Source organism: Rubritalea sp., assembly GCF_051252225.1.
Taxonomy (GTDB): Bacteria; Verrucomicrobiota; Verrucomicrobiia; order Verrucomicrobiales; family Akkermansiaceae; genus Rubritalea.
This window is the reverse complement of record NZ_JBPOGE010000010.1, coordinates 1-14,293: the sequence shown is the minus strand read 5'-3', so window position 1 is coordinate 14,293 and position 14,293 is coordinate 1. Positions and strand designations below refer to the sequence as shown.

Genomic DNA, 14,293 nt, shown 5'->3' with positions numbered 1-14,293 from the left:
GGCCTACTCTAGTTGAGTAAGATGGCCGTTAGCGACGGCGGCGGAGCAGGAGGCTGAGAGCGCCAAGACCCGCTAGAGCAGCGGATGAAGGCTCTGGGACAGCTGCTGTGGCTAGATCGATTGTACCTGTTAAAGCGGTTTCGTCGCCTCCATAATGGCCGTTTCTGCCGACTACAAAACTGAATGTGTCACCCTCGGCAACAGTCAGGCCAGTGATGTTGAATGTGCCGTCCACTTGTGTCAAACGTCCGGCCGAACCTGTTGCTCCAAAAATCTCGGTCGTATTCTGGTAGATATTAGCCGTGATAGAGCCAGCAGAGACTCCAGTGGTGCCACCAGCGAGGTCTCTGAAACTACCAGAAATGCTGCCGATGGTGCCATTGGTAATATCCGCCGCATCAACGGTGTAGCGCACGATGGTAAAGCTAGTGGCAGCACTGTTGCCTGGATGTAACAGTAAATCTGTACCTTCGACCGCGCCATGTGCTGCATATCCATCACTGAAAATTTCGAATTCTGCGCCTCCATCGATGGCTCCCAGAACTGCTGGGGTATTATTTAATGAGGTGCCTTCAAACCCGGAGTTGCCGCCATTTCCGACAACTGTCCCTGGAGTCAAAACCGCTTCAGTGCCACCTGTAGCGGCAGAAGAGCTAAGATAATCCCAGCCTGCTGGCTCGGCAGTGGCATCGACGTAGTCACCAGCGATATCTGCGATCACCGCTGCCTGTGAAGTTGCTGCGACACTTAGAGTAGTGAGGGCAACGATCAATGGCTTGATTCGTGTTGTTTTCATATATGTCTATTTTTTTAGTTTTTGTTGAAGGGGGTAAATGTGATTCCCAACTAACGAGATATACCCTTTTTTTAAAGTGAGAGTCTATGACACGTTTATGTAATGGAGATTGGTTGTTTTTCATGCTAAATCGTACTTCCTTTTGTCCTTATGTTACTCATTTTTAATAAAGTCCTCTTCACTCTGCTGCTATTTGCTTGTGCAGCTGGCGAGGTGTTGACGGCTGCCGAGTACTCAGGCTTGAAGCAGCTCTCACTGACTCAGCTCGAAGAGCGGGCCTCAGAGATTGATGGGCAACTGGATCAATTGGCTGGATGTACATTGCGCTCTGGTGTGGGAAACCTGGGGTGGCTTTCCCAAAGCCGTGAAGACCCCTCACACCCGGAATGGGTTGAAATTGATTTTGGTGAAGACAAAGTTATCGACCTGATCGTCATGGCTCCAATCATCTGGAATGATACTAGCACAGGTCCGCGTGCGGATGGCTTCCCAGAGGAGTTCAAGGTCATCGTGGGTAAAAATGGTGAGAGGGAGGGAAAGGTGGTCGCCTCTTTTGATGCGTCAGATAAGTTGTTGCCTCGGATCGCCCCCTTGGCCATTCCTATAGAGCCAACCACCGCGGGGTGGGTGCGGATTGAGGTTACGAAGCTCTCGAAATGGGCTTGGAAAGAAGGGAGATACCTATTCCAGCTTTCCGAGGTTATGGTTTTCAGTGGGTTAGAGAATGTGGCGCTCCACCAATTCGTCCGTGTCTCTTCACGTACAAGGGATAATGTGGCGCAATCCATGTCTAGGGGGGCCTTGGTGGATGGTTTTATGCCCTACCTGATGGACGCTGCACATGGTGCTATGAGCGACCCTTATATTGCTTTTTATAAGGGTGCTAAAAAAATGTCCTTTAGTGTCGATCTTCAGCATGAGCAACATTTAGACGGCGTAAATTTGCACATCAATGACATACGGGAAAACTTTCCAAAAATGTACCATGCTGACTACGGAGTACCCAAACGACTTGTCATCGAAGGTGCTAATCTGCCCGATTTTTCCGATGCCGCCTTGCTGCTGAACTACACCCGTAGGAATATTTACGAAACAGGACCGGTCATCATGCTGAATCTTCCTGAAACCTCCTGTCGTTATGTACGCCTAGTTTCAGAGGAAGGCTACGCGTCGCCCGAAGCGAACAACGTCTGGCGCTGCTTCGGTTTGGCGGAGATCGAGTTATTATCCCGAGGACGCAACGTAGCTGAGGGAAAAGGGGTGCGTGTCAACTTCCAGAACAAACTTTCCCAAGGTGAGCCAGAGGCTCTGACCGATGGGCGCAATCACTATGGCAAGGTCTTGCCTGTTCGTGACTGGATGGAGCAACTCGCCTTACGGCAGGAATTAGAAAACGAGCGGCCGCTTGTCTCAGCGGAACTGGATGTGCGTTATCAACGGCAACAGAAATTACTCTGGGTTATGACTTGGATGGCTGCGGTTTTCGCTGCTGGGATTGTCATCACAGTGCTCATCAATCGAATTTTGCGCATGCGTGAAGTGGCTCGTCTTAAGCAACAGTTTGCCGCTGATCTGCACGACGAGCTCGGCGCTAACCTTCATTCCATAGGTCTGATCAGTGATGTTGCTGAGGAAGTTGAAAGCGTGGAAGAGTGGAAGGAGCTCAACCAACGCGTCCGGCGGCTGACGGAGCGTGCCGGGACAGCTGTGCGCCACTGCACAAACATGCTTGAAGTCCCAAGACTCTCCATCGAGCTGCCAGCCGACATGCGCCGAGCCTCGCAGCGGATTATGATCAATCAGCAACATGAGATTGTGATCGAAGGCGAGTCGTATTTGGAGCAGCTTAAACCGCGCGTCCGCTTCGATGTTTTCCTGTTCTACAAAGAGTGCCTTATCAACATTTGCCGCCATTCCGGAGCGACAAGCGTGAGGACTCATCTCAGCGCTGGTAAGAAGGAAATTGAGCTGACAGTCAGCGACAATGGGTCTGGTATTGCTTTTTCGGAAAACGAAATCCCTTCCTCTCTTCAGAGGCGAGCGGACTTACTCAAGGGGAGCCTTGGAGTGGCTAGTTCCCCTGAGGGAGGGACAACCGTTAGCCTGAAGATGCGCTATCGACCATGGCTCAATTTCGCTAGTATAATCAGGAGTTTGAAGCCAGAAATCAAAAAATAGAGTTTCATGGTTGATAGCCTCAACGGTCTACGTAACATACGGCCTCTTTATAACCCACTCAATATCATGCTTTCTCGAATTCCCATCATGCTGGTAGAAGACCACCCCGAATACCGCGAGAGCCTTGGCCTCGTATTCAATAAGTCTAGGGATGTTGAGCTAGCCACACAGTTTGGTGCCGCTGAAGAGGCTCTCTACTACCTGCATCGTGTCACTGGGAATGAAGATCCCGGTGTGATCTTGCTTGACCTGAACTTACCAGCCATGAGTGGTATCGAGGCTATCCCGGAGTTTAAGAAATATCTTCCTGATACGCCTATTGTTGTTCTTACACAATCGGATAGAGAGGCTGACGTGCTGGCTGCAATATCCGCCGGAGCTTCGGGTTACCTCTTGAAGTCCTCTAGTGGAAAACAAATAAGAGAGAGCATTCGAGCTGTCATTGATGGTGGAGCTCCGCTTGACCCCAAGGTGGCACATTATATTCTGGAAAATCTATGCAATAAGAGGCGAAAGACTGACGATGTTTTCATGCTATCAGAGCGCGAAATTGAGGTTCTAAGTCTGATGAGCGAAGGCTTGGTTCAGAAGCAGATCGCCGGACAACTTGCTATTAGTAATCATACCGTAGGCAATCACATCCGGAACATTTATGAAAAAATCCAGGTTAAGAATGCACCTGCTGCTATCAGCAAAGCCTATCGAAATGGCATCCTTTCGTAATGAGTTTTTAGGTCGTTGCTTAGACCATTTGTATTCTTATTCGGTCCACCTTGGTCAGGAGTTTTAGCTCAGATTGAGTTTTCACAGTCTTTGCTGAGGATAAGCACTCTGTTCTCATTATTGTGCGAAACAGTGTGCTATGATGGAGGTGTTGTGGCTTAAAAGTCTAGTGGAGATTATACTAAACTGAGTTCCAAAAGAGACAAATGTGATTTTAATGAAGCTTGGAGAATAGCGCGTTGCGGAAGAAGTGAAGGCTGGGCGCTATCCTGTTGAATCTGCGTTGTTCCTCAGTTACGGTGCTCGCACCGCTCCTTCGTCACGCCTTGATTGACCAGGAAATCACTCCAGCATTCGTCTCCTTTGAATCGCAGAGTGGTATTAATCAGCCAGAAGTCCTACAGACTTCTAAATGCTCCGTTTTTTTTTACCAAGCATTGGCTTTGCCATGCTGGGCTGTGGGAGAGGGAACCTCTTCGAGGTTTTTGGCACAAAAAAGCCTCAAGGCTTATTGGGCGCTTGAGACGATTTTTGCTTTTAAAAGTTCGCAGACTGGGATTGGCGGGAGCCTCTGCGGGATGTACTCGCGCTGCTCGTGATTTTGATTCGCATGATTTGCTGCGCTCACCATGCTAGCAGTCAAACTGCGTTCTCATCCCAGTCTTTAGTTTTTGGCACAAAAAAGCCTCAAGGCTTATTGGGCGCTTGAGACGATTTTTTTACTTTTTAAAAGTACGCAGACTGGGATTCGAACCCAGGACCAATTGGTTAAAAGCCAACTGCTCTACCAACTGAGCTACCTGCGCGTTTATTGGTTATTTGGTGTGCTCCTTGCGGTGCGGGCAGAGACGTAGTGGAATTGGAGTGGTGGCGCAAGAACTTTCTGCTGCTTTTTTCTAAGTTTTTCGAAGTCGCAGGATGTTGGTGGGACTGTTTTTACTGTCGGATACTCTGTAAAATATTTAGATCTAAAGAGTAAGGTGTTTTTCTGAATGGTTCCCTAGAACTGTTTACGTAAGTGGCTAGGTAGAATATTAAGTTGGTCCCGGTATTTTGCGATAGTGCGGCGCGCGACTGTTAGCCCTTTTTCTTTCAATATTTTTTCAATTGCTGAGTCTGAAAGTGGTTTTTGGGTGTTTTCTTCGGCAATGAGTTGCTGAATGGTCTCGCGGATTCCCGTGTTGGAGACTTCTTTGCCTTTGTCGGAAGTGAAACCGGTGGTGAAAAAAGTACGGAGTTCGAAAAGTCCATGCGGTGTGAGTATATATTTCCCTGCGACGGCACGTGAGATGGTGGCGGGGTGGACCTCAATCGACGCCGCAATGTCGTTCATGGTGAGAGGCTTTAGCGCTTTGGGACCTTTTTCAAAGAATTCAGGCTGGCGCTTCACTAGTTCGAGCGCGAGCTTGTAGAGTGTTTCTTGGCGTTGGGAGACGGAGCGAATAAGGATTTTTCCATCGCGAATTTGGTCGCGGAGGTATTGACGAGCGGTGTTGTCATCGGTGCTCGCCATTAAATCTTTGTAGGCATTGCTGATACCTATGTCGGGGATGTTGTCATTGGTGAGACGAACCTCCCATTCGTCAGCGGCATTTTTAGCAACGACAAGGTCGGCTGTGATATGCGGATTAGAGGTCGGGTCAAACTCCGCTCCCGGATCTGGTGTGAGGGTGGCGATAGTCTCGGCAGCTTGATTGATAGCTTCGGTGGTGACTCCGAGTTTTCGGGCGATCTCTGGAATGCGCTTGCGTGCTAGATTATCTAGTTGCTCAGACACGATGCGATACTCTAGGGAGCCGAGTAGGTCGCGTTTAGCGAGCTGTATGAGTAAGGACTCTGTTAAGTCTATCGCGGCGACGCCAGCGGGGTCGAAGTTCTGTAGTGCTGCTTGCGCTCTTTCAATAACTCTCAGTGGAATGTTGTTAGCGATAGCGATGTCTTCGAGAGATGTCTCAAAGAAGCCACGATCATTAATGTACCCAATCAGTAGTGTTGCTATTTGCTTGGTTTCGTCAGGGAGTGCCGCGAGTGCTAGCTGGCTGAGTAGGTGCTGCTGGAGTGTTTCTGGCGAGACGATCGAGTTGTAGAGATGGTCGCGCTTTGCCTGATCGTCTGAGGTGGTCGATGCCGTGCGGTTTTCCGTAATGCTGAGTTCACGGAAGTCGTCATCGAGGTTGGAGAGAGTCTCCATGTCGTGCTCAGCGTCTGGAGTGGTGATTTCTTCGAGCTGTTCATCGTTGCGATCGATCTCAAGCACGGGGTTTGTAAGAAGCGCCTGCTGTAGTATTTGCCCCAGTTCTAATGAGTTTGCTTGTAAGACTTCAAGGCTCTGACGCATTTGCGGTGAGAGTACTTGAGACTGACCTAGGTTATGATGGAGATCGATTCCTGCCATGATGTAGCATATACTTGTTAGGAATTGGGCTCTTCCTTGCCTGTCTTATAGAGTTAAAAAACCATTCAGTATAGCAGAAATTATGCCATTAAATTATTTAGTTTGTATGTGGCTCAGGTACTAGGGGTTTCGTGATCGTCTGCAGATTGCTAAATAATTTGATCTTATACTTGTTGCGCAGTCGTTTGAATAAGTGGGTCTCCAGTATAAGATTTCAGCTTCTTAAATTCGATTCTTTGACGTTTAAGGACTTGCTTAGATACAGTAGTTTTTAACTATTATTTAATATTTAAAAAAAGTCCCTAATTCCAGGCGGGATTAGGGACTCAACTAGTTAATACTATTTTCCGTAACTATTTATTATGCCGGTGGTAGTGTCGTATCGATTAGGTCACGCCAAGCATCGATGCCGCCTTTTATGTTCACTGTGTTCGTGATTCCCTGCTCAGCAAGAAATGTGCAAGCTTTTGCGCTACGGCCACCGGCTTTACAGTGAATGTAGATAGTTTTATCTGTAGGTATTTCGCTGAAGCGTGCAGTTAGCTCTTGTAGAGGAATGCGCTGTGTTCCATTGAGTGCAGCGGCGGCTACTTCTGCTGGAGTTCGGACGTCGACGAGGATTCCATTTAGGCCTGAATCGAGTTTTTCTTTAAGTTCTAAGACGGTGATTTCTTTCATAGTAGAGGTGCTGGGTATGCCGCAGAAGTTCTCATAATCGATGAGGTCTGTGACTGTGGGGTTGTCTCCGCAGAGTGGGCACTCTGGGTCTTTTCTGAGAGTGAATTTGCGAAACTCGGTGTTAAGGGCATCGTAGTGAACGAGCTTTCCTAGTGGAGGCTTTCCGGCTCCGAGGATGAGCTTGATTGCTTCCATCGCCTGGAGGGAGCCAATGACGCCGGGGAGTACGCCAAGTACACCCGCTTCAGCACAGCTAGGAACGGTGCCGGGATCTGGTGGCGTGGGTAGCATGCAACGGTAGCAAGGCCCTCCTAGGTGTGGCGCGAAGACGGAAACCTGTCCTTCAAAACGGAAGATGGAACCGTAGATGTTAGGTTTCTTGAGTAGGTAAGCGACGTCGTTGCTGAGGTAGCGAGTGGGGAAGTTATCCGTGCCGTCGATGATGATATCGTAGTTGGATGTCAGCTGTTTTGCATTAGCGGCACAGAAGCGCGTTTCGTGGCATTCAATTTCTATAAAGGAATTGATCTCCTGCAGGCGCGCTTTGGCGCTTTCAAGCTTAGGTTTGCCGATCCAGCTTTCGCCGTGGATGATTTGGCGCTGGAGGTTTGATGACTCCACATGGTCCGCATCGATAAGGCCGATTCGGCCGACACCCGCCGCAGCTAGATACATGGCGGCAGGTGAGCCTAGCCCTCCGGTGCCAATACAGAGGACCGAGCTTTGTTTGAGCTTGATTTGTCCCTCTTCGCCTACTTCGGGGAGGCTAAAATGGCGTGCGTATCGTTGCTTCTCGGCAGGTGTGAGCATGAGGAAAGTAGAGAGGAAAAAGGCTGGAGGAGAAAGGATAAAGTGGGTGTGGCTCTAGAGGCCTTTAGTCGTTAGAGAGTATATATTAGATAAGTGTCGACTCTGTCATGCAGTCATCCTTGGTTCACTTAGGATGTATGTGTTGTATACTGCTTGTTAGAACGTGTGATGAGTGAAACAGGTAAATACGAATGGGTGATTGTGGATGGCATTGGTCCTTTTTTTCGTGGTTATAATAAGCGACGTATCAATTGGTCCAAGATTCCTTTAGCTGAGTTGCCTTTGGGTGGCGAAGAGGCTGATGCTTACTGGAGTGCTGTTCGGGGTGAAATGTCTGAGTTTGTCCAGCGAGTGAGAGCGCATGGGTATAATACTGTGACTCTGGATGATGTGGCGCACCTTACTCAGCATGAGAGCTATTCTGATAGTCTGCGTAAGCGCGTGGCCCGACTTTCGGCAGAGATGCGGGAGATCATACGGATTATCAAAGGTGCAGGCTTAAAGGTGTTGATGACGAGTGATGTCGTGCCGATGACTGGGGCTCTTGTGGAGAAGCTTCATGGTGACCGCGTAGAGACTGCTAAGTATTTCAAAAGCTTGTTAGTCCAATTTATCCTCGATTTTCCCGAGGTCGATGGAGTGGTGCTACGTCTAGGGGAGGGTGATGGAAAAGATGTCAAAGGGGATATTAACAACTCGCTGTTCATTCAAACTGCGAAACAGGCGAATGTGATGTTGAAGGATTTATTAGAATGCTTTGAGTACCATGAAAAAATGTTAGTTTGTCGCACTTGGACTGTGGGTGCGTACCCGGTAGGAGATTTGATTTGGCACAGGAAGCGTGTGCGGGGCTTGTTGAGTGGAATAGATAGCGAGCATTTTATTCTATCGCTCAAGTACGGTGAAAGTGATTTCTTCAGGTACCTTCCTCTGAATCAGGCCTTTTTCGAGACATCGGTACAGAAGGTGATCGAGTTTCAGGCGCGGCGTGAATACGAGGGCGCGGGAGAGTACCCGAGTTTCATAGGCTGGGATGTTGAGGCCTATGCTAAGGAGTTGGAAAAGGCGAATAACCTAGTTGGGATGAGTGTCTGGGTGCAGACGGGGGGCTGGCATGCTTTTTCCAGAAGGTCTTATATCGGTGAAGGATCGTACTGGGTGGAGCTGAATAGCGCAGTGGCTGTGCAGGTGCTGCAGTACGGTCGTTCAGTCGATGCGTCGCTCGCGAAATTTTATGGAACGATTAAGCTCGATTCCGTGAGGCGTTTCCTCGAACTATCGAATGAGGTGGTTATGAAGGGACTCTATGTGGAGGAGTTCGCTCGGCAGAAATGGTTTTTTCGGAGAGTGCGTATTCCGCCGCTTTTACATGTCTATTGGGATTGTATTTTTTTTCAGCATCCAATCAAGAAGGTGATGAAGCATTTTGTCGAGGATGAGCAGAAAGCCATCCAAGATGGTTATGCCGTGTTGGAGAATTTTGCCGAGATGGAGACGCTCGCAGAAAAGCTGGGCTGGAGTGTCGATGATGTGCGCTTTATGCACGACTCATATCGTTTGATCGCGCTCGCTCGCGAGTACATTTTTGCGCCTTACACTGAAGAAGTAAAGGCGCGTGTTCTGGCCGCAAAGGCTGAGTACAAAGCAAAATACCCGCGTTCTGAGCGAGCTCGATACCGCGTGAAGACGAGCTTTAAACGTCTAGACGTGAGTAGTCAGAGGATCGCTCTAGTGAAGCGGGTATTTTTAAGAAAGAAACGAGGCTACAGGTTGTTAGATCACCTGGTGACGATTCACCTGTTAGGCTATGTCTATCGGCTCTTTCATAAACATTATGAGCACAGAATTCCCAAGTTTGCTCGGAAGAGTGCGATGGGGATTGATACTGTGCTCAAGTAGGCCTGTTTACTCGGGGCTCTCTTCTTTTGGTTGAGGTTTCCAGCCAAGTTTTTTCTCGATAGCGCAGATCATCAAGCCTGCGATATCTTTTCCTGTTGCGGTTTCTATACCTTCGAGTCCTGGTGAGGAATTGACCTCTAGTAGGAGAGGCCCCTTACGTGAACGGATGATGTCAACACCAGCTACTTGGAGGCCAAACGCTTTGGCTGCTTTAATGGCTAGGGTTCTTTCTTCTGGGCTGATTTTCACAATACTAGCCTGTCCACCTTGGTGGATATTGGCACGGAATTCCCCAGCAGCAGCGGTGCGCTCGATAGAGGCAACAATTTTGCCGTCGATGACAAAACAGCGAAGGTCTTTCCCTTGTGCTTCTTTAACGAACTCTTGAACTAGTAAGTTGGCATTAAGGGCTTTAAAGGCATTGATAACAGACTCAGCTGCTTTTTTAGTCTCGGCAAGGACCACGCCTCGTCCCTGAGTTCCTTCTAGGAGCTTCACGATCAATGGAGCGCCTCCGACCATGTCAATGAGGTCGTTTGTGTCCATGGGGGAGTGAGCAAATCCTGAAGTGGGGATGTCTAGCCCGTGTTTAAGCATGAGCTGCATTGAGAAGAGCTTGTCTCTCGACTGGCTAATAGAGTCAGAAGTATTCAAGGCAAACTTTCCTATGCTTTCAAAGTGGCGGGTTAGAGCGCAGCCGTAGAAGGTAATACTTGGTCGGATACGGGGAATAACCGCGTCGAGCATGTTGAGACTGTGGCCACCGCGAGAAAGTACTTCTGGGTGCTCGGCCTCCATTTTTAGGTAGCAATGCTTGATGTTAAGAAAGTGCATGTTGTGGCCGCGTTCTTCACCTGCTTCCATGATGCGCTGATTACTGTATAAATCTGGATTAGATGCCAAGATTCCAATATTGAGGCCTTCGCTTTTTTTCTCAGGAACACCGTAAAGGTTGGTGATGTCGTCCTTGCTAAGCTCGCCGTGGCAGAGCTCTTCAGAGGGGTCTACGAGAATACGACCTTGCATAGCCTCGCGTCCTAACAACATGCGGTAACCCATGTTATCGCGATTTGTTAGGGTGACTTCAATAGTGCTTGTTTTTCCAGCAAGCTCCATGGTTGTGAGGATTACGTGACGTTTCTCACGTTCCCCGTTAGAGGACTTAACAATGCGTCTATCCGCGACTTTAGCTTCACAACGGATCGTGGTCTTGCGGTTTTTCTGAATAGGGTGAACCTCGAAGTGAACCCAGCTTTCCCCATTACGTTTAAAGCCTTGAATATTGAAAGCGTGAAGTGATGAGGTCTTAGCGCCTGAGTCGACACGTGCTTTGATGGCGGGAACGTGGAGTGATGGGAGGGATAGCCATTCAGCGCAGCCGACAATGATTTTTTGCTCATTCATGATAGTTAACTTTGATGCTTTGTTTTGTGTGGGGAAATCTTTTTTTAGTGAAAATATTTACACAAAAAAAGCGCAGGGCCTAAACCCTGCGCTTTTTTATTTCAGTGTGTAGGTAAGTTTGTTTAGCGAATGCGTTCGAGTAACCATGGGAGAAGGTCGGTAATAGCGACGCGTTCTTGTTCCATGGTGTCACGGTGGCGAACGGTGATCGTGTCCGTGTAGTCTTCACCGTTTGGTCCAGCTTCACCGAGTGTTTCAAAATCGATAGCAATACAGAACGGCGTGCCGATTTCGTCTTGGCGACGGTAGCGGCGTCCGATGGCAGCAGCTTCATCATAGAATACATTCATGAATGGCTGAAGAAGCTTTTGGACTTCCTTCGCTTTTGCGACGAGCTCAGGTTTATTCTTAAGAAGTGGTAAAATAGCAGCCTTGATAGGTGCTATACATGGCTTAAAGCGCATGACTGTGCGTTCGTCTTTCTTGCCGCCCTCTTTAGTGAGGTCTTCAACATCGTATGCTTCACAGATGAGCGCGAGTATGGTGCGGTCACAACCGGCTGAGGGTTCAACGACATGCGGAATGAAACGCTCTTTAGTTTCTTCATCGAAGTACTCGATGGTTTTACCTGAGTGTTCTTGGTGTTTAGAGAGGTCGTATGCGCCTCTGTAAGCTACGCCTTCTAGCTCCTGGATGCCGAATGGGAATTCGTATTCGATGTCATATGTCTTCGCAGAATAGTGCGCGCGCTCGCCATCTGGGACGTCGAGTACGTGAAGCTTTGTGCGGGGGACGCCAATTTCCTCATAGAAAGAAAGGCGAGTCTCTAGCCATTCTTCAGTGAGGCGAAGTCCGTCTTCAGGGCGGCAGAAAAACTCGATTTCCATCTGTTCAAATTCACGGGAACGGAATGTGAAGTTACGTGGATTGATTTCGTTGCGGAATGCTTTACCTATCTGGGCGATGCCAAAGGGAAGCTTTACACGTGATGAATCGAGTACGTTTTTGTATTGAACGAAAATAGTCTGAGCTGTCTCTGGACGAAGATAGGCAACGGCGTTTGGATCATTATCGTCAGAAGATGCACCCATTTTTGTTTGGAACATGAGGTTGAACTCACGTGGCTCAGTAAGGAGTGAGCCGTTCTCTGGGTTGTAGCTGGTAGTGTCTACTTCTTCAGTTGTTGTCTCGCCTACAAGCTCTAGCTTTTTCGGTGCGATTTGTTTGTCACTGAGAAATTGGGCGTAATACTGTTTAGCTGTCTTACGCGCTTTGGCCTCATCTTGATTCGCAGTCGGATCGATAAGCACAGAAAACGGTTTTTCCACGGACCAGTCGGATTCGGCATGGCTTGCACCAGTGTAGTGGAAGGCGGTACCTGTCTGTGGTTCAATCTGGTCGGCGCGGAGTCGAGCCTTGGATAGAAGGCAGTCACACATTGGATCGGAAAATCCTCCAACGTGACCAGATGCTGTAAGTGCAGCATGGTGGTTGAGTATGGAGCCATCCATGCCGAGGATGTCATCGCGTTCTTGGACGTTTTTACGCCACCAGAAGTCTTTTAGATTACGTTTCAGTTCGGCTCCGAGTGGGCCGTAGTCCCAGCAACCATTGAGTCCGCCGTAGAGTTCTGCGGATTGGTAGATGAAGCCTTTGCTTTTACAGAGGGAGACAATTTTCTCCATCTTCTGTGGGTCGGTGTTTTCTCTTTCAGCCATGATAAAAAGTGATTTGTGAGGCGGATAAAAGCAGTGCTAAGCCGCTTCGGCAAGAGTGAACTTATTCTCTAAGATCCGAAGCTGCAGCTGCCACATTCATAGCGTAAATCTCTATAGTCCTAAGTGGAGCGTGAAGAGGCACGATAGTAAATGTCACAAGGGCTGTAAACCCATTGGTCCCAGTAGGGGCTTGAGCCTCGTTTTCTTTTTTTATAGAGGGGGGCGAGGCCTTAGCTGGTATTTGATTTAAGGAGGTGTGATGGCTGGGAGGGAGCTAGTCAAGTTGAGGGCGATTGTCGTTGAGAGGCTGAGACTATAGACTATAGTGGATGTATGCGATGCGCAGTTGTTAGAGAATTAGATAGTATAGAGGCATTTATCAGGCAAAAAGGGCAGTTACATTGTGCTGTTGTCCAAGGTTTGGATTTTCGTGAAGTTGAGATCGATTGGACGCGATTGGATTTCAACGGAGCAATATTCCTAGGGTGTCATTTTCCAAAGGAGGTGCCTGTTGAGTTTCTAATGAGTAAAGGTGCTGTTATATTTCCTAATTTCCCGTCGATCCCATACAACCCCTATAGGAATAGGCTGTATTCAAGAGAGGAACTGATGGAGGGCTGGAGTGAGCAAGAAGATCGAAGTGTCGATAAGCGCATTTATGATCACTTTGTGAAAAGGGGTCGAAGTAAAGCTGACATATTAGAGTCTCTTGCTCAGCGTCTGCACGATCATGCTATCGATGATGGTGTGAGGGATTTGCTAGGTGGGCGGAATGAGCCCGGAGGGAAAAAGAAAGTTGTTGGTATTATGGGCGGGCATAGCACAGCGCGTGATGATCCCTATTATAAGAAGGTAGTGAAGCTGGCCCGAGATCTCTCGCGCGCTGGGTACTTTGTGGCGTCAGGAGGTGGGCCTGGGACTATGGAGGCGGCGAATCTCGGAGCCTGGTTGGTAGATGTTTCAGACGAGGATCTAGAATGGGTGCTGGATGTGTTAGCGAAAGCTCCACACTTTGAATCACCAGGATACATGCTCGCTGCTAGAGAGGTTCTAGAAAGGTATCCCAATGGAGGTACAAGCTTAGCTGTACCGACTTGGTTTTATGGGCATGAGCCGAGCAATCTATTTAGTAAACACATAGCGAAGTACTTCTCTAATAGTATTAGGGAGGATGGTCTATTAGCTGTCGCGACACATGGGGTTGTTTTTGCGCCAGGAAGCGCGGGGACAACTCAGGAGATTTTTATGGATGCAACACAGAACCACTATGTGACCTTTGATGAAATTAGCCCGATGGTTTTTCTGGGAGTCGATAGGTATACTAAGGAAACAATGTTATTCCCGTGCTTGGAGCAGTTGGCGCAGGGGCGTAGTTATGCAGAGTATCTGCACTGTACCGATGATGTTGATTCCGCATTGAATTTTATTAGTGCTCATCCACCGCTTGAAGTAGCAAAGTGAGTAGGATTATTGGAGTTTAGGGGTGAAATGGGGCGATAAATGTTAAGATCTCTTAAATGTCTCTTCGAATCCGCATTGTGTTTCGAGAAAAGTTTGGGTGTGAAAATGTAGTTGTCTAAGTGACTTGTGAGTTCCTTCTGAAATTAAGTCAGGGAAAGTGTCGAAAGGACTTGCGTGGAGCTCTGGAATATGTAGATTGCGCCCCGCCTCACCCGCCTCGGGGAGCGCGGA

At 48.5% G+C, this 14,293-nt stretch carries 10 protein-coding genes and 1 tRNA gene; 4 read left to right on the top strand and 7 right to left on the bottom strand.

Annotation, left to right across the window (positions count from 1 at the left end; translation table 11 throughout):
- Nucleotides 1–28: 28 nt before the first annotated feature.
- Nucleotides 29–796 carry a PEP-CTERM sorting domain-containing protein gene (locus ACSHX2_RS10535; protein ID WP_435692907.1) on the bottom strand — a complete coding sequence of 256 codons (768 nt, stop codon included), beginning with the start codon at nt 794–796 and terminating at the stop codon, nt 29–31.
- 150 nt (nt 797–946) lie between these two features.
- Between ACSHX2_RS10535 and ACSHX2_RS10530 the strand changes: the two genes are divergently transcribed.
- Nucleotides 947–2,974, top strand: a complete 2,028-nt coding sequence (locus tag ACSHX2_RS10530; protein WP_435692906.1) for a hypothetical protein — start codon at nt 947–949, stop codon at nt 2,972–2,974.
- Nucleotides 2,975–3,040: 66 nt separating this feature from the next.
- Nucleotides 3,041–3,697, top strand: coding sequence for a response regulator (locus ACSHX2_RS10525; RefSeq protein ID WP_435692905.1), 657 nt, complete (start codon nt 3,041–3,043; stop codon nt 3,695–3,697).
- Nucleotides 3,698–4,430: 733 nt separating this feature from the next.
- Here the strand turns inward: ACSHX2_RS10525 and ACSHX2_RS10520 are convergent.
- The 3 genes from ACSHX2_RS10520 to moeB all read right to left on the bottom strand — a co-directional run bounded on the left by ACSHX2_RS10520 (nt 4,431) and on the right by moeB (nt 7,580).
- Nucleotides 4,431–4,503: transfer RNA gene (locus tag ACSHX2_RS10520), tRNA-Lys, on the bottom strand.
- 194 nt (nt 4,504–4,697) lie between these two features.
- The gene (gene rpoN, locus ACSHX2_RS10515) at nt 4,698–6,092 is read right to left on the bottom strand and encodes an RNA polymerase factor sigma-54 (protein WP_435692904.1); all 1,395 of its coding nucleotides are present in this window, start codon (nt 6,090–6,092) and stop codon (nt 4,698–4,700) included.
- Nucleotides 6,093–6,452: 360 nt separating this feature from the next.
- A complete protein-coding gene (gene moeB / locus ACSHX2_RS10510; RefSeq protein ID WP_435692903.1) occupies nt 6,453–7,580 on the bottom strand; it encodes a molybdopterin-synthase adenylyltransferase MoeB in 1,128 nt (375 codons plus the stop codon).
- Nucleotides 7,581–7,748: 168 nt separating this feature from the next.
- Between moeB and ACSHX2_RS10505 the strand changes: the two genes are divergently transcribed.
- A complete protein-coding gene (locus tag ACSHX2_RS10505; protein WP_435692902.1) occupies nt 7,749–9,479 on the top strand; it encodes a hypothetical protein in 1,731 nt (576 codons plus the stop codon).
- Nucleotides 9,480–9,485: 6 nt separating this feature from the next.
- Here the strand turns inward: ACSHX2_RS10505 and rimK are convergent, their stop codons facing one another.
- Together rimK and ACSHX2_RS10495 are read right to left on the bottom strand one after the other, a co-directional pair.
- Nucleotides 9,486–10,883: a 30S ribosomal protein S6--L-glutamate ligase gene (rimK, locus tag ACSHX2_RS10500; RefSeq protein ID WP_435692901.1), complete on the bottom strand. Its 1,398-nt coding sequence runs from the start codon at nt 10,881–10,883 to the stop codon at nt 9,486–9,488.
- Nucleotides 10,884–11,005: 122 nt separating this feature from the next.
- Complete coding sequence (locus ACSHX2_RS10495; protein WP_435692900.1) at nt 11,006–12,601, bottom strand: glycine--tRNA ligase; 1,596 nt, start codon at nt 12,599–12,601, stop codon at nt 11,006–11,008.
- Between the two features lie 333 nt (nt 12,602–12,934).
- Between ACSHX2_RS10495 and ACSHX2_RS10490 the strand changes: the two genes are divergently transcribed.
- Nucleotides 12,935–14,062: an LOG family protein gene (locus ACSHX2_RS10490; protein ID WP_435692899.1), complete on the top strand. Its 1,128-nt coding sequence runs from the start codon at nt 12,935–12,937 to the stop codon at nt 14,060–14,062.
- Nucleotides 14,063–14,104: 42 nt separating this feature from the next.
- On the opposite strand, the gene ACSHX2_RS10485 is transcribed toward ACSHX2_RS10490, so the two are convergent.
- Nucleotides 14,105–14,293: hypothetical protein (locus ACSHX2_RS10485; RefSeq protein ID WP_435692898.1), on the bottom strand; the 189-nt coding region annotated here is incomplete at its 5' end.